General features: G+C 39.3%; 16 protein-coding genes and 3 pseudogenes. 8 read left to right on the top strand and 11 right to left on the bottom strand.

Annotated elements, in window-relative coordinates; genetic code table 11:
* Positions 1–15: 15 nt before the first annotated feature.
* From HMPREF0014_RS08270 to HMPREF0014_RS08265, 3 genes and pseudogenes are all read right to left on the bottom strand, one after another.
* Positions 16–6,456, bottom strand: coding sequence for an ESPR-type extended signal peptide-containing protein (locus HMPREF0014_RS08270; RefSeq protein WP_006581016.1), 6,441 nt, complete (start codon positions 6,454–6,456; stop codon positions 16–18).
* Between the two features lie 555 nt (positions 6,457–7,011).
* Positions 7,012–7,278, bottom strand: a pseudogene (locus HMPREF0014_RS25250) (outer membrane assembly protein BamE); the annotation flags it as partial.
* A pseudogene (locus HMPREF0014_RS08265) lies at positions 7,278–7,928 on the bottom strand (ESPR-type extended signal peptide-containing protein); the annotation flags it as partial. The pseudogenes HMPREF0014_RS08265 and HMPREF0014_RS25250, both read right to left, overlap by 1 nt.
* Positions 7,929–8,713: 785 nt before the next feature.
* Between HMPREF0014_RS08265 and lon the strand changes: the two are divergent.
* The 4 genes and pseudogenes from lon (at position 8,714) to HMPREF0014_RS08245 (ending at position 14,090) form a co-directional block, all read left to right on the top strand.
* A complete protein-coding gene (gene lon, locus HMPREF0014_RS08260; RefSeq protein ID WP_004710036.1) occupies positions 8,714–11,143 on the top strand; it encodes an endopeptidase La in 2,430 nt (809 codons plus the stop codon).
* Between the two features lie 300 nt (positions 11,144–11,443).
* Positions 11,444–11,923 carry a 23S rRNA (pseudouridine(1915)-N(3))-methyltransferase RlmH gene (rlmH, locus tag HMPREF0014_RS08255; RefSeq protein WP_002054393.1) on the top strand — a complete coding sequence of 160 codons (480 nt, stop codon included), beginning with the start codon at positions 11,444–11,446 and terminating at the stop codon, positions 11,921–11,923.
* 112 nt (positions 11,924–12,035) lie between these two features.
* Positions 12,036–12,810, top strand: a pseudogene (locus HMPREF0014_RS08250) (class III extradiol ring-cleavage dioxygenase).
* 170 nt (positions 12,811–12,980) lie between these two features.
* Complete coding sequence (locus tag HMPREF0014_RS08245) at positions 12,981–14,090, top strand: META and DUF4377 domain-containing protein (RefSeq protein WP_006581012.1); 1,110 nt, start codon at positions 12,981–12,983, stop codon at positions 14,088–14,090.
* Positions 14,091–14,144: 54 nt separating this feature from the next.
* Here the strand turns inward: HMPREF0014_RS08245 and gdhA are convergent, their stop codons facing one another.
* A complete protein-coding gene (gene gdhA / locus HMPREF0014_RS08240) occupies positions 14,145–15,548 on the bottom strand; it encodes an NADP-specific glutamate dehydrogenase (protein ID WP_004888194.1) in 1,404 nt (467 codons plus the stop codon).
* Positions 15,549–15,819: 271 nt separating this feature from the next.
* Here gdhA and HMPREF0014_RS08235 point away from each other — a divergent pair, with 271 nt between their 5' ends.
* Positions 15,820–16,611: an RnfABCDGE type electron transport complex subunit B gene (locus tag HMPREF0014_RS08235; protein ID WP_002054379.1), complete on the top strand. Its 792-nt coding sequence runs from the start codon at positions 15,820–15,822 to the stop codon at positions 16,609–16,611.
* Positions 16,612–17,298, top strand: coding sequence for an endonuclease III (gene nth, locus HMPREF0014_RS08230; RefSeq protein ID WP_002054431.1), 687 nt, complete (start codon positions 16,612–16,614; stop codon positions 17,296–17,298).
* Here the strand turns inward: nth and HMPREF0014_RS08225 are convergent.
* The 4 genes from HMPREF0014_RS08225 to HMPREF0014_RS08210 all read right to left on the bottom strand — a co-directional run bounded on the left by HMPREF0014_RS08225 (position 17,295) and on the right by HMPREF0014_RS08210 (position 20,178).
* Positions 17,295–17,474, bottom strand: coding sequence for a hypothetical protein (locus HMPREF0014_RS08225; protein ID WP_004888196.1), 180 nt, complete (start codon positions 17,472–17,474; stop codon positions 17,295–17,297). The genes nth and HMPREF0014_RS08225 overlap by 4 nt on opposite strands.
* A 71-nt stretch (positions 17,475–17,545) precedes the next feature.
* Positions 17,546–18,199 (bottom strand): adenylate kinase, encoded by a 654-nt coding sequence (gene adk / locus HMPREF0014_RS08220; protein ID WP_002054405.1) that lies wholly within the window; start codon positions 18,197–18,199, stop codon positions 17,546–17,548.
* Positions 18,200–18,284: 85 nt separating this feature from the next.
* Positions 18,285–19,598, bottom strand: a complete 1,314-nt coding sequence (locus tag HMPREF0014_RS08215; RefSeq protein WP_004710044.1) for a membrane protein — start codon at positions 19,596–19,598, stop codon at positions 18,285–18,287.
* 61 nt (positions 19,599–19,659) lie between these two features.
* Entirely contained in the window at positions 19,660–20,178 is a 519-nt protein-coding gene (locus HMPREF0014_RS08210; RefSeq protein ID WP_002054381.1) for a hypothetical protein, read from the bottom strand.
* A 236-nt stretch (positions 20,179–20,414) separates the two neighbouring features.
* On the opposite strand from HMPREF0014_RS08210, the gene mrdA reads away from it, so the two are divergent.
* Both mrdA and rsmD read left to right on the top strand, forming a co-directional pair.
* Positions 20,415–22,433, top strand: a complete 2,019-nt coding sequence (gene mrdA, locus HMPREF0014_RS08205) for a penicillin-binding protein 2 (protein WP_002054406.1) — start codon at positions 20,415–20,417, stop codon at positions 22,431–22,433.
* The gene (gene rsmD, locus HMPREF0014_RS08200) at positions 22,433–22,978 is read left to right on the top strand and encodes a 16S rRNA (guanine(966)-N(2))-methyltransferase RsmD (RefSeq protein ID WP_004888199.1); all 546 of its coding nucleotides are present in this window, start codon (positions 22,433–22,435) and stop codon (positions 22,976–22,978) included. Before mrdA ends, rsmD begins: the two co-directional genes overlap by 1 nt.
* A gap of 73 nt (positions 22,979–23,051) precedes the next feature.
* Here rsmD and HMPREF0014_RS08195 read toward each other — a convergent pair whose 3' ends face one another.
* Genes HMPREF0014_RS08195 through ureG form a run of 3 tightly spaced genes read right to left on the bottom strand, consistent with a single transcriptional unit; the run spans position 23,052 to position 24,761 of the window.
* On the bottom strand, positions 23,052–23,510 hold the full coding sequence (locus tag HMPREF0014_RS08195; RefSeq protein ID WP_004888202.1) for a hypothetical protein: 459 nt from the start codon (positions 23,508–23,510) through the stop codon (positions 23,052–23,054).
* Positions 23,511–23,567: 57 nt separating this feature from the next.
* Positions 23,568–24,137: a HupE/UreJ family protein gene (locus HMPREF0014_RS08190; protein ID WP_004888204.1), complete on the bottom strand. Its 570-nt coding sequence runs from the start codon at positions 24,135–24,137 to the stop codon at positions 23,568–23,570.
* Positions 24,138–24,146: 9 nt separating this feature from the next.
* Positions 24,147–24,761 carry an urease accessory protein UreG gene (gene ureG, locus HMPREF0014_RS08185; RefSeq protein WP_000140200.1) on the bottom strand — a complete coding sequence of 205 codons (615 nt, stop codon included), beginning with the start codon at positions 24,759–24,761 and terminating at the stop codon, positions 24,147–24,149.
* Positions 24,762–24,771: the final 10 nt, after the last annotated feature.

Here is a 24,771-nt window from a genome sequence, read left to right as displayed (position 1 = left end):
CCTCGCCTAGCGAAATTAGTCAATTACACCACTAATACCGATACGAACACTTGGATCACCTTGAGAAGCTGCAGCTACACCACCAGTCAGTGACCAACGTCCATTATCAGCAGTTTTACGTAAGGTCACACCAACAGCATTTTCACCACCGTGATAAGCAGCACCAACAGCATAGGTATATTTACCAGCTACAAATGGTGCATTTTCTAATGCCATCGCAGCAGCAATACCAGCATTCGCTCTTTTCTCGACATCATCAATACGTTGATTTGTCGCATAGAATGCTTGCTCAAGCTTGTTACTTACATTATCAATTTTGGTATTTAATGTTTGGTCAGCTTGATTCAATGCACCTATCGCATCACCAACATTGTTGTAAGATTTATCACCTACGTTATATGTCGGATTTGAGAAGCTTTGGGTAATATTGTCATAACCTGCTCCACCACCTAAGTAGTTTACAAGTGCCTGATTTGTTGTATTAAGCTGAGAACCATTTACTGCATCTTTTGAAGTCGCTGTAACCGCTCCCGCTTTAACACCAGTCACCGTACGGTCACCTGCTGTTCCTGCAACATTAACCTGGGTGCCGCCAGTATCTTTACCAACAGTAATCGCAGCATCTTTATTAGCTTGCTGAACTAAACCTGATTTACCATTGTTAATATTGCTGATGTCAGTCTGAAGGTTCGAGATATCACCTGTATTTTTGTCGACCTGTTGTTGAACAGTCCATAACTGGCCTCCATTAACAGCATCTTTAGAACCTTCTGCTATAGTACCGTTTGCTACATTTTTAATGGTTGTACCATTAGCACCGCCAGCTAAAGTAATAGAGTCTTTGTTAACTGATCCATCACTATTTTTATCGTACTGCACAGCACTATTAGCAAGAGCACCAACATTATTGTTTATGCTACTTATTGCGCTATCCAGTTGTCCTTTGTTTACCGCATCTGTAGAAGAAACACCTGCGGCTACATTACTTATCGTTTTATTACCAGCACTAATTCCAGAAGTAGTGATACTCGGACCGCCAGCAATGATTAGACCTGTTGTTCCTAACTGAACGTTATCACCAACTTTTACGCCAGTCGTATCGATAACTGTAGTACCAGTCGTGACACTATCAACTTTCAAATTTTTGTTTAGCGCAACTTTAATATTGCCTTCATTGTCCGTTTGACTAGTCTGAGCAACAGTTAAGTTATCATCACCCGTAAAATTCACTTTACCATTTGGTTTGATGTTTTTAGCAGTAGCAGCATCACCATTGGCTGAAATTGTCCAGCCTGCATTCGCTGCTGTACCTGCATCAGTAACTGCTTTATCCAAGGCTGTTAAAGCGTCACCAACATTGTTTGCACTTGTACCTGCAACATTATAAGTCGGGTTAGAAATCGAACCATCTGGATTAGCTTTAGCATCACCACCAAAAATATTGGCTATAGAATCACCATTCTTAGTCACACGACTATCGAGAGTATGTAACTGACTACCATTCACTGCATCTGTTGATGTAGCAGAAACAGTACCTGCTGCTACGTTAGTAATCTTCTGACTAGCTGCATCAATGCCAGACTTGGTCACGCTTGGGCCACCAGCAATGGTTAAACCAGTGGTGTCTAGCTTGCTATTACCTGCTGTTACACTGTCAACATTTAGATCACGGTTTAAGCCATACTGAATCTTGTTACCAGTCTTGGTTACTTTTAGGTTGCTTTCACCTGCAACCGTACCAATGTCAACTGTATCACCAGCTTTCACTGCACCTGCATTGGCACCATTGCTTTGTAGTGTCCAGCCTTTATCCAGTGCTGTGATCGCGTCACCAACGTTGTTCACGTTGTTGCCATTCACGCTATAGATCGGTGAACTGACTGCACCTGTAACCGGATTATAAACTGCTCCTCCACCCAGATTGCCTGCCGTACTTGTACCTAAAGCATCTGTTCTAGTATTCGCTGCTGTAGTTATTGCCCCAAGTTGACTTACATTAACAGCATCAGTTGCATTGGTTCCTGCTGCTACATTGGTAATTTTCTGGTTACCCGCATTAATACCTGCAGTCGTTACACTTGGGCCGCCGGCAATGGTTAATCCACTGTTATCAACCTTGGTGTTACCGACCGTTAAACTACCCGCATTGGTTAATGCAATGTTGTCATTTACATTGTATTTATAGGTATTGGTCGCAGGGTCATACACTGCTGTGGTGTTAGTGCCATCTGCAAAATTAACCGTTTCACCCAGCTTCACGTTGTCTGCTGTACCACCATTCACACTAAAGTTCAGGCCTTTGTCTGCCGTCGCTTGTGCTGCAGCTGCATTCGTCACTGCCGTGTTTGCAGTATTTTGAGCATTGGTTACATTCTGGTTCGTGGTATTTAACTGACTACCATTCACTGCATCTGTTGATGTAGATGAAATCGTACCTGCCGCAACGTTAGTAACCTTCTGGTTACCCGCATTAATACCTACAGTCGTTACACTTGGACCACCAGCAATGGATAGACCACTGTTATCAACCTTGCTATTCCCAACCGTTAAGCTACCCGCATTGGTTAATGCAATGCTGTCATTTACATTGTATTTGTAGGTATTGGTGACAGGGTCATAGACTGCTGTGGTGTTGGTGCCATTAGCAAAGTTAACCGTTTCACCTAACATCACATTGTCTGCCGTCCCACCATTGACACTAAAGTTCAGGCCTTTGTCTGCCGTTGCTTGGGCTGCTGCAGCATTGATCACCGCTGTGTTTGCAGTGTTTTGGGCAGTGGTTACGTTCTGATTAGTCGTATTTAACTGGCTACCATTTACTGCATCTGTAGAGGTCGCAGAAATAGTTCCAACCGCTACATTAGTAATCTTTTGGTTACCCGCATTAATACCTGCAGTCGTTACACTTGGGCCGCCGGTAATTGTTAAACCAGTGGTGTCTAGCTTGCTGTCGCCTGCCATTACACTATCAATATTTAGATCACGGTTCAGTCCATACTGGATCTTGTTACCAGTCTTAGTTACTTTCAGGTTGCTTTCGCCTGCAACCGTACCAATGTCAACTGTATCACCAGCTTTCACTGCACCTGCATTGGCACCATTGCTTTGTAGTGTCCAGCCTTTGTCCAGTGCAGTGATCGCATCACCAACGTTGTTCACGTTGGTGCCATTCACGCTATAGATCGGTGAACTGACTGCACCTGTAACCGGATTATAGACTGCTCCTCCACCCAGATTGCCTGCCGTACTTATACCTAAAGCATCTGTCTTGGTATTCGCTGCTGTAGTTATTGCCCCAAGTTGACTTACATTAACAGCATCAGTTGCATTGGTTCCAGCAGCTACATTGGTAATTTTCTGGTTGCCAGCATTAATACCTGCAGTCGTTACACTTGGGCCACCAGTAATGGTTAAGCCATTATTATCAACCTTGATGTTACCTACCGTTAAGCTACCTGCATTGGTTAATGCAATGTTGTCATTCACATTGTATTTATAGGTATTGGTTGCAGGGTCATATACTGCTGTGGTGTTGATGCCATCTGCAAAGTTAACTGTTTCACCTAACTTCACATTGTCTGCCGTACCACCATTGACACTAAAGTTCAGACCTTTGTCTGCCGTCGCTTGGGCTGCAGCAGCATTGGTCACTGCCGTGTTTGCAGTGTTTTGGGCAGTGGTTACATTCTGGTTCGTGGTATTTAACTGGCTACCATTCACTGCATCTGTAGAACTCGCAGAAATAGTTCCTGCTGCTACATTGGTAATCTTCTGGTTACCCGCATTAATACCTGCAGTCGTTACACTTGGACCACCTGTAATGGTTAATCCACTGTTATCAACTTTGCTGTTGCCTACTGTTAGGCTACCGGCATTGGTTAATGCAATGTTGTCATTCACATTGTATTTGTAGGTATTGGTGGCAGGGTCATACACTGCTGTGGTGTTGGTGCCATTGGCAAAGTTAACTGTTTCACCCAGCTTTACGTTGTCAGCCGTGCCACCATTGACACTAAAGTTCAGACCTTTGTCTGCTGTAGCTTGTGCTGCTGCCGCATTCGTTACTGCTGTGTTTGCGGTGTTCTGAGCAGTGGTTACATTCTGATTCGTGATATTTAACTGGCTACCATTCACTGCATCTGTAGAACTTGCTGAAATAGTTCCAGCTGCAACATTGGTAATTTTCTGGTTACCCGCATTAATGCCTGCAGTCGTTACACTTGGACCACCGGTAATGGTTAATCCACTGTTATCAACCTTGCTATTCCCAACTGTTAGGCTACCGGCATTGGTTAATGCAATGTTGTCATTCAGATTGTATTTGTAGGTATTGGTGGCAGGGTCATACACTGCTGTGGTGTTGGTGCCATTGGCAAAGTTAACCGTTTCACCCAGCTTCACGTTGTCTGCTGTACCACCATTTACACTAAAGTTCAGACCTTTGTCTGCCGTTGCTTGTGCAGCAGCAGCATTGGTCACCGCTGTGTTTGCGGTATTCTGAGCAGTCGTTACATTCTGATTAGTCGTATTTAACTGGCTACCATTCACTGCATCTGTAGAACTCGCTGAAATAGTTCCAGCTGCAACATTGGTAATTTTATTTCCGCCATTGTCTAGCCCAGTATTCGTTAATTTTACTGGACCATTAGCTCCGCCATTAACTGTAACCCCTGAACTATTCAGGGTCGTATTACCAGTTGTTACACTATTTAATGAAATATCATCTGCTAAATCAAAAGTAACATCAGTATTGCTATTTAATTCGTCCGCTACTTTAGCAATAGTATTTTTACCATTGATAAAGCTGACTTTATCAGTAGTACTATCACCAATAGTTGCTTTATTTGTTGTTCCTTGACGTACCGTAAATGTATTCGCATTTACAGTATAAGTCGTTATACCGTTACTATCAGTTCCCTGAGCAACTGTCGTACCTGTTCCGGCTAAAACTTTAGAAGTTGCTTTCTTTAACTGTGCGACATTGGCTGCATCTGTATCATTCGTTCCAGCCGCAACGCTAGTAATCTGACGAGTTCGTGTAGTTCCATTTCCAACTGAAACAGCAGCATCTGTCGCCTTCCAAGTACTATTCGTATTTGTCGTGCTCGTTTCAGTTAAAGGGTCATATCCGAGTGACCCCGAAGCTCGATCAGCCACTGAATCAATACCTAGAGCAACAGAGTTAGTTTGTAAGGTTTGTGCTCTTACACCAATTGCTACAGATGTTTGAGAGGAAGCCGCACTATTTGAACCAATAGAAACACTTTGGTCGCCAGCTGTGGCAACTGAACCAACCGCTACAGCCAGATTTGATGCTGTTGATTGCGTACCTACAACTACCGCATTTGTGCCAGTCGCAGCAGTGTTAGTACCTATTGATATCGAGTTTGCTCCAGATGCACTAGCACCCTTTTTACTCGCTGACGCACCTGATTGAACATAGGCTGTGCCTTTTAAGTCACTTCCAGCACCAATTGCAATGGAATCACCTCCTGTAGCAGCGGAGTTAACACCTACAGCAACATCACCTGTATTTTTGGTATAAGCCAGTGAACCAATCGATAAACTGCCTTGCCCTTGTGCTTCTGCTTTTACACCTAAAGCAACTGAAATTGGTGCCCCAGCCGTCGCTACTGCCCCTAAAGCTGTACCCAAATCAGTAGCTGTAGCCTTAGGGCCTACTGCAACTGCAGCTTCACCTGTTTGTACTCTGGTATAACGATTTCCTATCCCAGATGCACCGCCATTTGTTTTTTCAAAATCAACCAAGTAATCGCCTGTCAAATTTTTATATGCAGCCGCTGTAGCAGTATTATTATATAGAGCGTTATCTCCGGCAGTTGGTGTGTAGTTATAAGCTGGCGGGTTTGTACTAGCAACTTTATCCATATCGTCAGCACCGATCGCTACAGATGAATTACCTGTTGCTGTCGCCTGACCACCTATTGCAAGAGCCTGAGATCCGCTTGCTCTGGATTCAGCACCAATAGCAATCGATTCATTATAATTTCCGATGGCATTTGCTGGATTTGCAGTAGATGCTTGGCTTCCAATTGCAATATCTCTATCTGAGTCTGTTACAGCACCGCAACCTAGCGCTAATGATCGGTCTCCCCCCACATAAGCTTGACCAGTGGTCGATCCAGATGTTGTCCCAGTACATGCTGAAATTGCTGTAGAATTAGTAGCTCCATTAGGACCAAGAGCACCGCCAGAAACTCCAACTTCAGCAAAAGTAATAGACGGAACGAGTACAGTTAATATGCCCCAAGTAAGTGGTTTAATTTTAAAATTAATTGAAGTTGAGGACTGTAGAAAATCGGTGGCTTCAGTAGAAGGCATCAAAGCATTATTTGTTCTTTGACTACGAGTTTTTGAATGACCCTTTGCAATTTCTGAAACAGCAACCCAAATTCCTAATGAAGCATTCCAAATTACTTTGTATATCTTATTCATATACTTACTCGCATTTTACAAAAAACAGACAATACTTACCTAAAGCTACACAAAGTTTCAAAAAACTAAAGGTATGAAAAATTTCGCGAAATATATCAAAGAAAAAATGAGAGGTAAATCACAGAAATTTACTGTAATGCGATGAAAAACAAGAAAAAAGAACAATATATAATCAAATAAATACAAAAAATATATTATGATTTTTTACTACAAATTTAACTTTGCAATTAAGTTCTGTGTTTTTTAGGCTAGAAAGATAATAAAAATAAAATATTGAGTTTAAATTTATATTTAAAAACTATCGTTTTACTTCATTAAAAAAATTTTAATTATTTCGATAAATAATTTTTTTAATAACTCATTGGTAAAGATATTCTTTGAAACATGAAGGGTAGATTCAAAAATTAAATGACTTACTAACCTCACCACACTTTTATAATTTTGAAAGATGATTTTTATATAAAAATTTAAGTATATCCTTTTTTGGTTTTTTAGCCTCTTAAAAACGAAAAAGTAACCACCCTATGGATGATTACTTTGCCGTGACAGACCGTTTTACCAACTTATATTAACACGTCTATTTGGTGCTAAACATTGAATAAGTTGTGAACTATTGTTACCGCTACATTGCTTGTATAAATCGGTCTGGCTATTTGCCTGTATTTGTATTCGGCTTGCTTCAATACCTTGTTGTACCAATAATTTAGCAACCGTATTAGCACGTTGTGATGACAATTGCTGATTGTAACTAAATTTGCCTAACCGATCTGTAAAGCCTGAAACAATAATAGGATTTGTTGTTTGGCTTTTCTTAATCTGCTCATATCTGGCGAACCAATTGCAATTGAACGGTAACCTTCTGCAGTTGCCGAGTGACCAATTGCTAAAGAGCCTTTACCGGTAGCAGCTGCAACATTACCAATGGCTTGAGAAAAATCAGCAGTCGCGGCAGATTGTCGTCCAAGTGCAAGAGCAGTATTTCCAGAAGACAAAGCTCCAGTCCCAATTGCTACGCCTGAAATACCTTGAGTTGTCGCATAAGAACCAATTGCGGTACCTAAACCTTTCTCAACTACAGCGCCAGTACCCACACTGATCGCACCGCCTTGTTTCATTGCACCAGCATAAGCACCAGTAGAATTATTATAAGGATTATTACGGTTTGCGATGTTAGAGCCCATTCTGTCTTGTGTTTGAGCTCCACAACCAATAGCAACATCTTTTTCATTGGCTGTACTCGCATTCCCCTCACGACATGAAGTTGTACCTGAAATAGAGGTTCCTTGACCTACTCCCCCTTCGGTATTTGTCCCTGCGAAAGCATTTGGAGCAAAACTAATTACACTTGTTAAAACTACCGCTGATACATTTAAAGTTTTTGATTTAGTCTTTGTTTTACCTTTTGCAATTTCAGATGTTGCAACCCATGCTCCAATTGAAGCATTCCAAATGACCTTATAAACTTTATTCATAAAACTTCTCAGACAAATACCAAAATTAAAGGTCAATAAAAATGTAGAAATACATTTTTAAAAAAATTTGACCAAAAAAAAGAGGCGGCATCCTAATTGAATAAATTTAAGGGGTAAACATTAGATCCTTTAAATTTATGAAAAAGTGAGACAAAATTCACAAAACAAAAATATTGATTAATTTTTAATTACTTGAATTTATTAATATATTTTAAAAGCAAATCATATTATCTCTATTGTGTTAATAATTTGTAAATTTATTTTAAAATAGAATAATAACTCTAAATATATGGTTATTTTTTATAAAATTAATAAAGAAATAAACTCTTTAAAATACACTTGTACTCTATTAAAAATAGAATATTAACTCTAAAATAAATATTACTATTAATATAATTATTCTGTAATCACCATCCATTTAAAATACACATGTATATTATAAATAATAATGCTTTTATACTACTAATAATAAATTATAAAATAAATAAAATTTTAAATATACTTAATAAAAATACCTATTATAAAATAAAACTAAATAAAGTTTTTTTGAAAGCTGACCGCCTTACTTGTACGGAAAAGTATAATTATTAAGTAAAAATGCTCAGCTTCACTACAAAATTTCATTCTTCTTAAGAATTAATCTATTGATTCATAACATTTTTAAAAAAAAGTTGACTAAATTAGTCCTTTTTTCAACATTTTCTATTGTCATGCCCTTGTAATTTTTAAAATACACATCACTATAAAAAACATGGCAACCTCGTTGTCACTCATTAGGAGTGCCCATGTCTGAACTTATTATGAATGAAAAAACTGACTTAGAGCCTCAGGTTCCAAGTGTATTACCACTATTAGCCTTACGTGATGTGGTGGTTTATCCACACATGCAAATTGCGCTATTCGTGGGTCGTGAAAAATCGATCAATGCAGTTGATGTGGCTCGTAACAGTGACAATTTAGTATTTGTAGTTGCGCAAAAAGATTCGCTTACAGAAGAAATTGATCACGACAATTTATACCAGTACGGTACAGTCGCTAAGATTGTACAAGTAGTTAATCATGAAAATGATGAAAACTGCATTAAAGTACTTATTGAAGGCTTACATCGTTCTAAGCTCACAAAAATTATCGATGAAGATAGTTATTTGACTGCTGAACATGATTTAAGCCCAATGACTATTAATGTAGATAAGGCAACTCAAGAAACTCGTTTACAAGAGTTACGTAACCTATTTGCTCAATATGCAGAAGCAAAATTACGTAATGCACGTGAACTGGTAGCTGCTGCCAATAAAATCGAAGACTTATTGCAATTGATGTTCTTCGTAGCAACTCGTGTACCTCTAAATATTGAAATTAAACAGAAATTTTTAGAGTACGATGAGTTTGAAGCTCATTTGCAAGAGTTGATGAACTACTTGATGAATCAATCTGCTGAACAGCAAATTGAGCAAACTTTACATGACAGCGTAAAACGCCAAATGGAAAAGAACCAACGTGAATACTTTCTAAATGAAAAAATGAAAGTCATTCAACGTGAGCTTTCCGATATGAATGGCGGTGCTGAAGATGACGTTGCTGAAATTGAGAAACGTCTTGCTGAAGCTGATTTACCTGAACACGTACGTAAAAAAGCCGAAGCTGAGTTCCGCAAACTTAAAGCAATGCAGCCTGCATCTAGTGAAGCTGCTGTGGTACGTAACTATCTAGAAGTGATTTTAGATACGCCGTGGAACAAAGCAAGTAAAGTCAGTATTAACTTAAATAAAGCTCAAGAAATTCTTGATGCTGACCACTATGGTCTTGATGATGTTAAAGACCGTATTGTTGAATACTTAGCTGTTCAATCACGTGTGAAAAAACTCAAAGGTCCTATCCTTTGTTTAGTAGGTCCTCCTGGGGTTGGTAAAACTTCACTCGGTGAATCAGTAGCTAAAGCAACAGGTCGTGAATTTGTTCGCATGGCGCTTGGTGGCGTACGTGACGAAGCAGAAATTCGTGGACACCGTCGTACTTATATTGGTGCGATGCCAGGTAAAATTGTGCAGTCTTTAACAAAAGTTGGCGTGAAGAACCCATTGTTCTTACTCGACGAAATTGACAAGATGGCACAAGATTACCGTGGTGATCCAGCTTCTGCATTGCTTGAAGTACTTGATCCATCACAAAACAGTAAGTTCAACGATCATTATTTAGATCTTGATCTTGACCTTTCTGAAGTAATGTTTATTTGTACTGCGAACAGTATGAATATTCCAGAAGCATTACTTGACCGTATGGAAGTCATTCGTCTACCGGGTTATACCGAAGATGAAAAAGTAAACATTGCTGAACGCTACCTTGTTCCTAAAGCAATTAAGAACAACGGATTACGTCCAAAAGAGTTAACAATTCATGAAGAAGCGATTCGTGACATTGTTCAACGTTATACACGTGAAGCTGGTGTTCGTAGTTTAGAACGTGAAGTTTCTAAGATTGCGCGTAAAGTGGTAAAAGAAGCCGTAAGTAAAAAATCTAAAAACTTACAGCTTGATGTTACCTCTGCCAATCTTCCTGAATACCTAGGTCCACATAAATTTGACTTTGGTATTGCTGAAGATGAAGCACAAGTAGGCCGTGTAAATGGTTTGGCATGGACTTCTGTAGGCGGCGAGTTACTTACTATTGAAGTTGCAGCTGTTAAAGGTAAAGGTAAATTTATTACAACCGGTTCACTCGGTGACGTAATGAAAGAATCAATTACCGCAGCAATGACTGTAGTACGTACACGTGCTGATGAACTTGGTATTGAAGCATCTCGTTTTGAAGAAACTGATGTACACGTTCACTTACCTGAAGGTGCAACTCCAAAAGATGGACCATCTGCTGGTTTGGCATTAACAACTGCACTTGTATCAGCATTTACTGGTATTGCGATTCGTCCAGACATCGCGATGACAGGTGAAACAAGTCTTGGTGGTCGTGCGATGCGTATCGGTGGCTTGAAAGAGAAACTTCTTGCTGCACATCGTGGTGGAATTAAGCTTGTCTTTATTCCTCAAGATAACGTTCGTGATTTGGCAGAGATCCCTGACAATGTGAAAGAAGGATTAGAAATCAAAGCTGTGAAAAGTATTGATGAGATCTTGCCTTTAGCATTAACTTCAATGCCAAAGCCTTTACCAAAAACACCGATTGTAAAACCGGTGGAAGGCTCAAAAGCAGCACGTCACTAATTAAAAAATAAAAAAGAGAGCTTCGGCTCTCTTTTTTTTGTTACATAATTTGATTGAAAAATATCCAACCATCCTCATAATAAGAAGTAAGAGTGATTAATTTTATTATTTACTCTTATCTATCTTATGTTACAGATAGCCTTGTTTTTATTCTCTATGATCATCTGAACTCCAGACAGATGATCATTTGATCGCAGTCCAACACTGTTTTTTGGACTGCGTTTTTTATGCTCACTTACTCCCCCGCAGTTATTGTCTCCTCAGGTATAATACGTCAGCTGTTTTGACTGAATAGACCACATGAAAATTCGTATTCTGACCATTGGTCAAAAAATGCCTGCTTGGGTACTTACTGGTTTTGAAGATTATTTCAAACGCATCCAACCTTTCGTTCAGACTCAAGTGATTGAACTTCCAATGGCAAAACGCGGCAAAAATGACTCAGAAGCAGATATTTTAAAATACTGCCAAATTGAAGGTGAAAGTATTTTAAATGCTTTAAAGCCCAACGAGACACTTATTGCTTTAGAAGTTGGCGGACGCGAACTTAGTACAGAAAAGCTGGCTGACACCATGAAACAATGGATGCTTGAAGGTAATGATGTTGCACTGGCTATTGGTGGCCCAGATGGCTTGTCTGATCAGGTACGTAAAGCTGCTGCCTGGCATTGGTCACTCTCAAAACTTACCATGCCTCATCCTTTAGTTCGTGTTTTATTAATCGAACAACTTTACCGAGCGATGTCTATTAATCATAATCATCCTTACCACCGTGCATAAAAAGAACAAACGTTTCATTTTAAGAACAATCCGTTGAAATCAGGATACTTTTAACATGTCCTGATTTTGGCATAATGACTATTATTCTGCTTTTCAACTCAGGTGTAATGAAATGGAACTACAAACCCTTCCCGGACTGTTTATTTCACATGGTTCACCCATGCTTGCACTTGATCCAGAACAAGTGGGCCCTGCATTACATCGCCTTAGTGTGAATCTACCTACCCCAAAGGCAATCATCGTGATGTCTGCTCATTGGGAAAGTAAAGCGCTTGAAGTAAGTAGTTCAACACGTCCAGAAACATGGCATGACTTCCGTGGTTTCCCGCCAGAGTTGTATGAGATTCGCTATAGCGCACCAGGTCAACCAGAACTTGCCGAAGAAATCTTAAAGTTGTTGGCAGATGCTCACTTCGTTGCTCATGCCAATAGTACCCGCCCTCGCGACCATGGTGTATGGATGCCTCTTTTACATATGTATCCAGATGCAGACATTCCTGTTGTTGAGATTTCCTTACCAATGAGCTTAAGCGCACAAGAAATTTATAGAATTGGGCAAACACTTGCGCCTTTACGTGAAAAGCAAATTTTACTGATTGGTTCTGGAAGTATTACCCATAATCTTGCTGAATTGTCATGGCAAGGTGATAGTTCAAAAGTTCCTGAATGGGCTTCAACGTTTAGAAATACTGTTGTTAATAAACTTTCTCATCAAGATTACGATGGCGTGTTGGAATGGCAATCATTACCTTATATAAAACGTAATCATCCAACTCTTGAACATTTTGCACCGTTATTTTTTGCAATGGGAACTGGCCATCGTTTTACGATTGTTCATAGCAGCTTCACAATGGGCTCGTTAGATATGGATATACCGTTTTGATTAATTTTTAGGAAATACCCCGTTTTTGCGGGGTATACCACTATTTTTATTAAAAATTCGAATAATTTACAAACTTATACATTTTAAAAACCGAAACAATCATATGTTTACATTTTATTTTTTTAAGAATGTTTTAAGCTTAGTGCTGTTGTTTTTTTACTTGAAGTTTTTTAAATGAAAATTAAATATTTAATTCTTGCGTTGTTACCTTTTTCTTTGATGGCGTGTCAAACAGTTTCAAATACTCAAGCTCCAATTGTATCTGAGCAACAACAAAATCTTGCAGCAACTTTAAATGAATATGCTTGGACTTATCAAAATGTAAAAGCTTCTAAGCCACTTGTTCTTAATTTTAATGCAGATGGTAAATTAGCAATTAACACAGGTTGTAATGGTCAAGGTGGTACTTGGAAAGTTGAAGGCAACCAACTTGTAACCTCTCCTCTCGCATCGACAATGATGGCTTGCCAAGACGATTTAATGAAACAAGAACAATTGTCTAATAGCATCTTTAGTGAAGCAAAATTGCCAATCGAAATTAGTAATAGCAATGGTCAGGTAATCTTAAGCGTGACAGATAAAGCAGGTCAAAAGCATATTTTCCAAGGCGTAAAAGCAACTAATACTCAAGCTTTAACTGATTATTCATGGGCATATCAACCTGAAAATACTAAAAAGCCGATCGTTCTTAACTTCACAAACGACCGTTTGTCTATCGCAACAGGTTGTAACCGCCAAGGTACAACTTGGAAAGTTGAAAACAATACTATCGTAACTGCTGATGTCATGTCGACAATGATGGCGTGTGAACCTGCGTTAATGAAACAGGAACAATTCTCTAGTAGCCTGTTCCAAAAACGTGCGATTCCATTTGAGCTTAATACGACAAATGCTGATCAACCAACATTAACAATCCTTGATGCTCAAGGTCAGAAATATACTTTCACAGGTAAAATGACACCTGAAGCAAAATACCAGTCTGAAGGTAAAACTGTTTTCCTTGAAGTAGCACCAGAAACTAAATCTTGTACGGGTGTTGCGCCACAAACTTGTTTGCAAGTTCGTGAAGTTAAATATGATGACAAAGGCGTAAAAACTTATGCCGACAAAAACTGGTCATTATATTATGGTCAAATCGAAGGTTTTGAACACAATCCAAACCAACGCGTAATCTTACGTGTAAAACGTTTTGAAGTGAAAAACCCAGCAGCTGATCAATCTAGCCAAGCAGATGTGTTAGATATGATTGTAGAGCAAGAAATGGTTAAAAAGCCTAAAAAATAATTTTTAGACTAAAAAAATCCGATGCATAAGCATCGGATTTTTTATTTCTATATTTTAATAAATACCTTGTGCAAGCATCGCATCAGCAACTTTTACAAAGCCGGCAATATTGGCACCATCTACATAGTTCACAGTACCGTCTTCTTTTGTACCATATCTAACACAGTTGGCATGAATATCTTTCATAATTGCATGTAAGCGTTCATCGACTTCAGCATGTGTCCAGCCCAAACGAATTGCATTTTGGGACATTTCTAAGCCAGAAGTTGCCACACCACCTGCATTAGATGCTTTACCAGGGGCATATAAAATCTTAGCTTCAATAAAATGCTCAACTGCCTCAAGTGTAGATGGCATGTTAGCGCCTTCAGCTACACAAATGACACCATTAGCAATAAGTGTTTTAGCATCTTCGCCTGTTAATTCATTTTGTGTAGCACATGGTAAAGCAATATCTACAGGAATATGCCAAGGGGTTTTACCTTCAAAATATTCAAAACCATGCTTAGAAGCAAACTCCGAAATACGCCCACGCTTAACGTTTTTCAGCTCCATGACCTCAGCAAGCAACTCATCTGTAAAGCCATTTTTTAGATAAACAGTACCGTTCGAGTCTGACAAGGTAACCACTTTCGCACCTAAGAACATTGCCTTCTCTGCCGCATATTGCGCAACGTTACCAGAACCAGATACTGAAACAGTTTTACCAGCAAAAGATAGCCCACGTGTTTTTAGCATTTCTTCTGCAAAATAAACCGTACCATAACCTGTTGCTTCCGGACGCATTAAGCTACCGCCAAATGAAATTCCTTTACCAGTAAATACACATGCCGTGTCATTACTGAGCTTTTTCATCATGCCAGCCATGTAGCCTACTTCACGCGCACCCACGCCAATATCTCCAGCTGGAATATCGGTATTGGGACCTAAATGACGGTAAAGCTCAATCATGAGTGCCTGACAGAACCTCATAATTTCAGCATCAGATTTACCTTTAGGGTCAAAATCTGAACCTCCTTTTCCTCCACCCATCGGCAAAGTAGTCAGTGAGTTTTTAAAAGTTTGCTCAAATCCTAAAAATTTTAAAATAGATAGGTTGACCGACGGATGGAAACGCATACCGCCCTTGAATGGACCAATTGCTGAATTGTATTGAACACGGAAAGCACGGTTTACTTGAGTCTGCCCTTGATCATCCATCCATGAAACACGAAATTGAATCACACGCTCAGGTTCAACCAAACGCTCTAACAATCCCTGCTCTGCATATTCCGGATTTTTTTCAATGAATGGCCACAAACTTGTCATGACTTCTTCGACAGCTTGTAAAAACTCAGGTTGATGCGGATCACGCGCTTGCACGTAATTCAGGAATTCATTCAGATTGTTATATTTCAATGCACGGTCCTCAGCATAGTAATGAATTAAATTGGTGCAATACATTTTAAAATGCATCATTTAGCAGCAAAATATTAAATCCCTTTCCATCAATTTTAACAATAGTTATTTTAAATTATTTTATTTTACTTAATTATCATAAACTTAATTTTAGAAAAACTATCTAAAAATCAAAAATAGTCATTTATCTTTTCAGTTTTATTGATCTATTATTGTGCAATATTAGCTACATTTTAGGTCAATCAAAAAGCCAATAAATTCGTTAAAATCCATTGACCTTACTTAGGTTTTTCTTCATTATCGCATCGTTTTAAGCAAGCTATTTTCCTCTATGAATCCATCTATTTCTCTCATACGCGAGATTGATGCGTTATTACCACAAACACAATGTGGTTTATGTGGACACCGTGACGGCTGTCTACCTTACGCAAAGTCCATTGCTGAAGGTGAAGAAGCAAATAAATGTGTTCCTGGTGGACAGCCAGTGGCAGATGCGCTCGCAAAATTATTAAATCGTTCATCGTTACCTGCTGAAACAAGTGTCTGGCCTGTACAAGCCGATGGACGCCCGCAACGCATGAAAGCGATTATTCGCGAAGACGAATGTATCGGATGTACAAAATGTATTAATGCTTGTCCTGTAGATGCCATTATTGGTAGTGGTAAGCTCATGCATACCATCTTGACTGATTTGTGTACAGGTTGTGAGTTATGTATTCCACCCTGCCCAGTTGACTGTATTGATCTGGTCGAAGACACTCAAGCTTTGCCGAACGAACAACAGCGCATTGCAGAGCAAGATGATTTAAGACAACGTTACTACGCGCATATTCAACGCGAAGAAAAACGTCGTATACATCGTAAAGGGCCTGTTGTACGCGCTGAAATCGATACACAACTTTTTGCACAGTTTTCTCAAGCACTTGATGATTTACCTTCAATTCAAATCATTGAGAAGCCAAAAGAAGCGGTTGTAAATGATGCAAAAACTACGATTGAATTAGCTAAAATTCGCACACAAATTAAAAAGTTGGAAAAGCAGCTCAGTGTTCGAGAAGATGCAAAAAAACGTCTTCAACTTGATGAACTACAACAGCAACTCATTCAATTACAGGAGGTCTGAATGGCCGTCAAAAACATGACGAAAAAGCAGATTCAAATTTTCTTTGAACGCCTTCGTGAACAAAGACCTTCTCCAGAAACCGAATTAAAATATTCATCACCTTTTGAATTATTAATTGCCGTCATGTTATCGGCACAAGCAACCGATGTTAGCGTAAACAAAGCAACAGATAAGCTTTATCCTGTCGCCAATACTGCTGAAAAAATCTATAACTTAGGTGTAGACGGCTTAAAAGAATATATAAAGACCATTGGCCTTTATAACGCGAAAGCTGAAAATGTTATTAAGACCTGTAAGATTTTAATGGAGCAATTTAACGGCGAAGTTCCAAGTAATCGAAAAGACTTGGAAGCTTTACCAGGTGTAGGTCGTAAAACAGCCAACGTGGTTTTAAATACAGCATTCGGGCAACCAACTATGGCTGTCGACACACACATTTTCCGTGTGGGAAATCGTACTGGCTTAGCAGTAGGTAAAAATGTTCTTGAAGTTGAACACCGTTTAGTTAAGGTAATTCCAAAAGAATTTATTATAGATGCACACCACTGGCTGATATTACATGGCCGTTATTGCTGTATTGCCCGTAAACCGAAATGTTTCGAGTGTGTTGTTGCTGATGTATGTAACTGGCCAGACCGCTTTGAATTTGGCGCCACAAAAGCAATTCCAACAAAAAACCTCAGTTAATCCTGAGGTTTTTTAAGCTGCTGCAATTTGGGATGTAGTTGACGTTCTCGTCCGTTCTTTTTATTTTCCAAAGCCTGTTGTTTCTGCACATGACGCAACATTTTTTGACTTTGATATAGTAAAAATAACAATAGTGCCAGACTCAGCAATACCACTAAAAACAAAATGATTTTCATATCGTTCTCCCGCACTCAATGAAAGAAAAGAGCCCTCATAAAGAGGGCTCTTTATCACAAATAATATTAAATTATTTGTCTAAGATGTTGAACAAATCTTTTTGTACATCTTCAATAGTGCGCAAGCCATCAAGCTTGTCATAAGTTGGCGCATTTTCACCAGAAGCAGCACGGCCTTGATAGAAACCAACTAATTGCTCTGTTTCAGTATGATAAGACGCTAGACGCTTACGGATGGTTTCTTCTTGGTCATCTGGACGTTGAACAAGATCTTCACCAGTTTCGTCATCTTTACCTTCCACTTTAGGTGGATTGTATACAGTGTGGTAAACACGGCCAGAAGCTGGGTGCTGACGGCGACCAGAAAGACGTTTTACGATTTCTTCGTCAGGTACATCAATTTCAATCACGTGATCGATGCTGATGCCTTCTTTTTCCAATGCTTCTGCTTGAGGAATCGTGCGTGGGAAGCCGTCAAAAATACAACCATTCACGCAGTCCGGTTGAGCAATACGTTCTTTTACTAAACCAATAATGAGTTCATCTGAAACTAAACCGCCAGATTCCATTACACTTTTAGCTTTTAAACCTAATTCAGTACCTTCACGAATTGCAGCACGGAGCATATCACCGGTTGAAATTTGTGGGATATTGTAGCGCTTACAGATCAACTGAGCCTGAGTACCTTTGCCTGCCCCAGGTGGTCCGAGTAAGATAATGCGCATAAAAAACATCCTCATTTAAAACAATGAATGTGAGGTCTGGCAGATTTAATTTCGTTGATCCTGATAGATCCTGCCCGACTTCGAATTATAAGAAAGCCACAAACAAATGTATTGTACCAGCAATAAATCCGGTTACCCCACCTAGTACAATAAGAATCCACTCGTCCTCTTGGAATGCTGGACGTAACAAATTCTGAAACTCTTTTGGTGTCAGTTCACGAATACGCTCTTTAAACATTTGAAAAATCTTCTGTGCCCGGCTTGCATTCAGTGCAGGGTCACATACGGGTCCCATCGTAATTTCAATTGAACGATCAATCAAGTCCGTCTTTAATCTTGCGTACTCTCTTGGGCCCAAAGAAAGCTGTAAAGATGTACGAACAAGTGGAGTTTCCATAATTTCGTTAATATGACGTTTAACAATACGACGTGTTTTGTCCTTGCGTGAACCGTACATCATTTCTGTCATAATCGATTTTAACGTAATTAGGTCTTCTGTCACTACACTAGAAAAGACTTCAGAGACTTCTTCTTGACGCTTCATGAAAGCACCTTGGAAATTATAGGTACCGATTCGTAAAACAGGCACAATCCAAGGGAACTTGCGATCTTTGGTTAATCTAAATATTTGCGGATAACGAACGTAATGTGGCTCAATTGGGTTAAATACCATCCAGATTGCAATCCAGTTGGTTAAAAAGCCCCAAATAGATGCCCAAAATGGTACCGTCCAATGCCAAGGTACAACAAACCAGACAACCATCTGGAAAATACCGAAGAACATCCCGATTAGAGCACTAATATGCCAAATAAAGTTGATTTCTTTTTGCCCAACTTTTAAAAACATACGTACCATTAAACGGCGGTCACCTTCCATTTGGCTCACCACCATTTCACGCATATCAACCAGTGACTCGACATTCATGGTCAGTTCAGTTACTAATTCTCTTAGCACACCTGGTAACTGCTTATGTGCTTGAGCATAAATACGGCGTTTAATCGAATAAGGTAAATTTTCCCAAAGCACTGCATTACGATCGATCATCACTTCATCAATCAAATGCTCAAGTTCAAATCCGACTTGTTCACCAATAATACGTGCCATGTCTTCAGGGTCCATTGCCTCTAAAAACTCACGTAAAGAGCCTAACTTAGATAGAGTATTATCGGTAATAATTCCTGAGATACGCCCTGCTTTACGTGGCACAATACCTTGCCAGCCGACTGGTAAAGGTCCTAAATGGAATCCCCAAAACTTGATTGGGTAAAACACCATTTTTAAAGCCATCCACACATGTGCCCATGTGACAAAGGCAGTGACCGGAATGATACTCAAAACGGCCCAAAAATCAGGTCTGTGTAAAAAGGTCTGCCACAATCCGCTGACGTACTCTAACATGTAAGACTCTCGTATTTATTTGTGCTCTGCTTATGGCGAGTTAACGATAAGCTGCTTTGTTTTATAAACCAAAACTTAGAGAATAAGAAAATTGTATTTGCGGTTTTGTATTGGCAGCAACGGCTCCATTTTGATCAGTTAATTTTTCAGCTGCTCCAATACCCACACTAAAGGTACTAATCCTTTCTGAATTCAACAATACATATGCCAAATCGACGCCAGCACCTAAACGAGATTTATAATCTCCGTCTACAGATTTGCTATCAAGATGTCCAGCATAAAAGCCAATATAGTAACCATTCTTATCAGTTCCGGTAAGGTAGTAAGGATAGCGAAATCCGACTTGTCCACCGGCAGTTTTATCACCATTTAAAAATGCACCAACTTTTGCATAAGCAATCCCATAAGGATTTACCCACTCACCATTGAGATGTAACAATTTTTGAGTAAAACCTGCGCCTACATTCCAAGTTGCTGCTTTATGATCTGCTAATTTTGCTTCTGGAAGAAATGAATAATCTTGAGCATGAGCCCAACTACTTACTGTCAAAACTGCAAGTAAGGGATAAATTTTTCTCATTATTTTCTCCATTTTCCCTAATCGTATGGTGAGAACAACCCTATTCTATTGAATGAGAGACTTTAACAGAATTATTTTGCTTCTTATATACAAGACTCTACAATTTTGTTGTCTACAAAGTCAAAAAAGCCAATTTGTTTCTTCACTGAAACTTTGAAAATTATGCAATATTTTAACTGCGCTTGCGTTAGAATAAGCAGCTATTTTTCTCATCCTATGTCATTAAGTCGATCCGTATGAAACAGCACTTTCCTTTAAAAGATATCCAGCAAGAAAAGCGCATTTATCGAGGTCGTATATTTTTTGCCGTAGGTCTTGTGATTATTTGTCTATTAGTATTAGCAAGCCGATACGCCTATCTACAAATTTTTCATTACGATGAGTTCTCGACCGCATCGGATAAAAACCGTATTCGCTTACAACCTCTCCCCCCTGCTCGTGGTTATATTTATGACCGTAATGGCGTTTTATTAGCAGATAACTATCCTGTTTTTACCGCAACATTAAGTAAGGCTGATGTTGAAGATCCGGATGCGGTTATTGAACAATTACAACCCATTTTAGAGCTGACTCAAGAAGATGTAGACCGCTTTAAAAGCCGTATTAAAACGGCGCGTAAAACTGAACGCGTAGCAATTAAGCTGAACTTAACCGAGACAAATATTGCCAAGTTTAGTGAAGTTAAATACAAATTCCCTGGGGTGAGAATTGAAACCCAAATGACGCGCTATTATCCGCATGGTGAGTTGTTTGCTCATGTGATTGGATATGTGGGCCGTATTAACGATAAAGAATTAAAAAGTATTGATAAAGATTTATACGCTGGAACAAACCTGATTGGTAAAATCGGCGTAGAGAAAAGTTACGAAGATTTACTTCATGGAACACCGGGTTATGAATCTGTGGAAGCAGATGCTCATAGTAATGTATTGCGCCATTTAGGACGTAAAGACCCAACTCGCGGTAATGACCTGTACTTATCATTAGATTATGGTTTACAAGTCGTAGCATCACAGCAACTTGCTGGACGCCGTGGTGCAATTGTTGCGATAGACCCACGTACAGGTGAAATTCTTGCGTTGGTTTCAAGTCCAAGCTTTAACCCAAACTTATTTGTGACGGGCATTAATCATAAAGATTATAGCTCGCTACGTGACAACATCGATCAACCTCTTTATAACCGTGCTGTTCAAGGGGCATACCCTCCTGGTTCGACCATTAAACCAATGGAAGCGATGGGTGGTTTACATTATGGTATTGTCGACTGGTCTACTGCTATTTCCGATCCGGGCTACTTCCATTTACCTGGAGACTCTCATAAATTCCGTGACTGGAAAAAAACTGGTCATGGCATCGTGAACATGCATAAAGCGATTATCATGTCTTGCGATACCTATTTTTATATTTTGGCAAATCAAATGGGCATCGACCAGATGAACCAATGGATGCGCCAATTTGGCTTTGGTCAAAAAACAGGTGTCGACTTACCAAGTGAAAGTGAAGGTTTATACCCAAGTCCAGAATGGAAAATGCGTACACGCAAAACTAAATGGATGAAAGGTGAAACAATTTCCGTCAGTATTGGTCAAGGTGCATTTACTGCAACTCCATTACAACTTGCAATGGCAACTGCTATTACAGCGAATCACGGCTCTCATGTAGTTCCACATGTTTTACGTGCATCGCATGGTGCAAAACCTTTTACAGTCCGTAATGCGCCTGATGGAAAAATTAATTTCAACGGTACAGACGAAGACTGGGTAAAAATGCGAGAAGCCATGATTGATGTAATTCAATCAGGTACTGGACGTGGTATCCGTACATCGCTCTATCAAATTGCCGGAAAAACAGGTACGGCACAGGTTAAGAGTATCGCGCAAGGTAAACGCTACAACGAAGCTGCGCTTAGTGAACGCCAACTTGACCATGGTCTTTTTGTTGGGTTTGCACCTGCCGATAAACCAGAAATTGCTATTGCGGTCATTTGGGAAAATGGTCGTCATGGTGGTTCCGCAGCTCAACTTGCTAAGCCAATATTTGATTACTGGTTATTAACCCGCAATAAAAATCCAATTCGTCCAGCCAACCATCAAGTTAATGGTGGCCTTATGACAGCCGGAATTAAACCGGGCGAGCTTCCAAGTGGCGGCGAAACAGCTAGCTCTACTCCAGCAGCTGCTACAACTACCGCAGCAGCAACATCTGCTCCACAAGCTGCTCCTGCTCGCCCTGCTACAAATGAGATCGATGAATAATGAAAAATCAGTTGCGCATTATTGGGGGCGAATGGAAAAGACGAGTTTTGCCATTTGCCAGTATTGAGGGTTTAAGACCAACCCCAGATCGTGTCCGTGAAACGTTATTTAATTGGCTCATGTGGGACATTCAAAATGCTCAGGTTCTCGACATCTGTACAGGTTCTGGTGCATTAGGCTTTGAAGCACTTTCGCGCGGTGCCGCATTTGTTTATATGATTGAACCTGATAAGACTCAAGCACGATTTTTAAAAGAGAATATCCAGCTTTTAAAAGCGCAAAATTGTCATTTAGTTAATGCAACTGCTCAACAAGCATTACCGCGCCTAAAAGAACAATTTGATGTAGTTTTTTTAGATCCGCCTTATAGTCTCGATCTATGGCAAGAGCTCGCTCACTTGGCAGATTCACATATTAAAAAGAATGGATACATTTATGTTGAAGCTGACCGAGATTTATCTCAGCTTCAACTTCCTGCAACATGGCAACAAGTTAAAACCACTAAAGCTGGTACAGTCCATGCAGGTCTTTATCAGAAAATTTAATCATGTAGAATTTTTATAACGAATTACTTTAACTGATCTATTTATCTGAATTAGATTATTTTAATTTTGCATTTCAGAATAAATAGATCGTAAAAAATCGTATGAGTTGAGCTCGGTCGTAAGGAAAACTCGAAATATATTCATAACCAATTTTTAGTCTTGGATTAACACTATAGTTAACTCCATACCCAACTGAAATGGATAAATCTTGAATATTAATATGATTCGTTAAACCAGCGATGCTTTTGCTGTGAAGTTGCCCCGTATCATAAGCTGTATAATTATAAATCACCCAACACTCATTTGAATAAAATTCGTTTTTAAGCACATTATAGTTATTAATTTCATCATCATGCTCAATTGCCAACCGCCTTTGTTCCAAGTTTAAATCTGATTGATCTAACAACTGATCTGTATTTAATAAAGCAGAATCATCGCTTTCTGGTTGAAAAAAATCATAAGCCTGAATATATCCACTATAAAGCATAGTGATCACTGTAAAAACAGTATAAAAAATTTTCTCTACACACATTTTATTTTGCAAATTCAAAAAGGTAGCTTAAAGCTACCTTTTTTTGCAAGGTTTTAATTAACTTAAACCAATGACTGCCACAATTGCTGCGCAGGTACCCATAATTTTTTTGCCATAAGGTACATATCGTGTAAATATTGCGCCTAATGCAAGTCCAGCACAATAAATAAGTGCCATACCGGTAACCATACCAGTTACTAATGCAACAATATGCCCTGCATGTGCTAACTCAACTCCATGAGCTACTCCATGAAAACTTGCGAGTAAAGCAGCAGCCATAGGCCATATCCGATTTGATTTTGTCCATAATGCAATCGCTGTAACAATCAAAGAAGCAATAATCCCATATTCAGCGATACTCTCTGGTATTAGACCTTGGGCACCTACTAAAAAGCCTACAATCAAAGCAATACTTAGAGTAATGACACCGGCAATTTTCCATTGTTTAGCTGCTGACCATAATAAGATACCAAAACCTAAAGCCATCACTAAATGATCGAGACCAGTAAAAGGATGAATAAAACCTGCTACAAATCCAGAATGCTCATGATCATGACCCGGGTGTGCCATAGCTAACACAGGTAACATGCTAAGGAGCCCGACACTACATTTTTTAATGAAATTCATAGTTACTCCTTAAGCTTTAAACAGCCCTTGCTTCTCAATAAATTGAATAATTTCTTCAAGCCCATCTTGTGTTTTCATGTTTGAAAATAAAAATGGTTTTTCACCACGCATACGTTTCGCATCTTGGTCCATCACATCAAGATTTGCACCAACCATAGGTGCAAGGTCAGTTTTATTAATAATCAGTAAATCTGACTTGGTAATACCCGGCCCACCTTTACGTGGAATTTTTTCACCACCTGCCACGTCAATAACATACAAGGTTAAATCAGAAAGTTCTGGGCTAAATGTTGCGGCCAAATTATCGCCACCGCTTTCAATAATAATGAGTTCTAAGCCATCAAATTTCTCACACAAATCATCAATCGCGGCCAAGTTAATTGAGGCATCTTCACGAATTGCTGTATGAGGGCAACCACCTGTTTCCACACCCACAATACGATCTGGTGACATCGCTTCATTACGGGTTAAAAAGTTTGAATCTTCTTTGGTATAAATATCATTTGTCACTACAGCCATATTGTATTTATCACGTAAGGCACGGCATAAGTTAAGCGTAAGTGCTGTTTTACCTGAACCGACTGGTCCGCCAATTCCAACTCGTAATGGACTACGTTCTGTCATGATTTTTATC

Source organism: Acinetobacter sp. RUH 2624, from assembly GCF_000162375.2.
Classification (GTDB): Bacteria; Pseudomonadota; Gammaproteobacteria; order Pseudomonadales; family Moraxellaceae; genus Acinetobacter; species Acinetobacter nosocomialis.
This window is presented reverse-complemented; position numbering and strand designations above follow the sequence as displayed.

What these genes read in the sequence shown, in the direction of transcription:
- lon (WP_004710036.1), top strand. Translation starts at nt 8,714, where the DNA reads ATGTCTGAACTTATTATGAATGAAAAAACTGACTTAGAGCCTCAGGTT.
- mrdA (WP_002054406.1), top strand. Translation starts at nt 20,415, where the DNA reads ATGAAACAGCACTTTCCTTTAAAAGATATCCAGCAAGAAAAGCGCATT.
- HMPREF0014_RS08235 (WP_002054379.1), top strand. Translation starts at nt 15,820, where the DNA reads ATGAATCCATCTATTTCTCTCATACGCGAGATTGATGCGTTATTACCA.
- ureG (WP_000140200.1), bottom strand. Translation starts at nt 24,761, where the DNA reads ATGACAGAACGTAGTCCATTACGAGTTGGAATTGGCGGACCAGTCGGT.
- HMPREF0014_RS08270 (WP_006581016.1), bottom strand. Translation starts at nt 6,456, where the DNA reads ATGAATAAGATATACAAAGTAATTTGGAATGCTTCATTAGGAATTTGG.
- HMPREF0014_RS08225 (WP_004888196.1), bottom strand. Translation starts at nt 17,474, where the DNA reads ATGAAAATCATTTTGTTTTTAGTGGTATTGCTGAGTCTGGCACTATTG.
- rlmH (WP_002054393.1), top strand. Translation starts at nt 11,444, where the DNA reads ATGAAAATTCGTATTCTGACCATTGGTCAAAAAATGCCTGCTTGGGTA.
- HMPREF0014_RS08190 (WP_004888204.1), bottom strand. Translation starts at nt 24,137, where the DNA reads ATGAATTTCATTAAAAAATGTAGTGTCGGGCTCCTTAGCATGTTACCT.
- rsmD (WP_004888199.1), top strand. Translation starts at nt 22,433, where the DNA reads ATGAAAAATCAGTTGCGCATTATTGGGGGCGAATGGAAAAGACGAGTT.
- gdhA (WP_004888194.1), bottom strand. Translation starts at nt 15,548, where the DNA reads ATGATGCATTTTAAAATGTATTGCACCAATTTAATTCATTACTATGCT.
- adk (WP_002054405.1), bottom strand. Translation starts at nt 18,199, where the DNA reads ATGCGCATTATCTTACTCGGACCACCTGGGGCAGGCAAAGGTACTCAG.
- HMPREF0014_RS08215 (WP_004710044.1), bottom strand. Translation starts at nt 19,598, where the DNA reads ATGTTAGAGTACGTCAGCGGATTGTGGCAGACCTTTTTACACAGACCT.
- HMPREF0014_RS08210 (WP_002054381.1), bottom strand. Translation starts at nt 20,178, where the DNA reads ATGAGAAAAATTTATCCCTTACTTGCAGTTTTGACAGTAAGTAGTTGG.
- HMPREF0014_RS08195 (WP_004888202.1), bottom strand. Translation starts at nt 23,510, where the DNA reads ATGTGTGTAGAGAAAATTTTTTATACTGTTTTTACAGTGATCACTATG.
- nth (WP_002054431.1), top strand. Translation starts at nt 16,612, where the DNA reads ATGGCCGTCAAAAACATGACGAAAAAGCAGATTCAAATTTTCTTTGAA.
- HMPREF0014_RS08245 (WP_006581012.1), top strand. Translation starts at nt 12,981, where the DNA reads ATGAAAATTAAATATTTAATTCTTGCGTTGTTACCTTTTTCTTTGATG.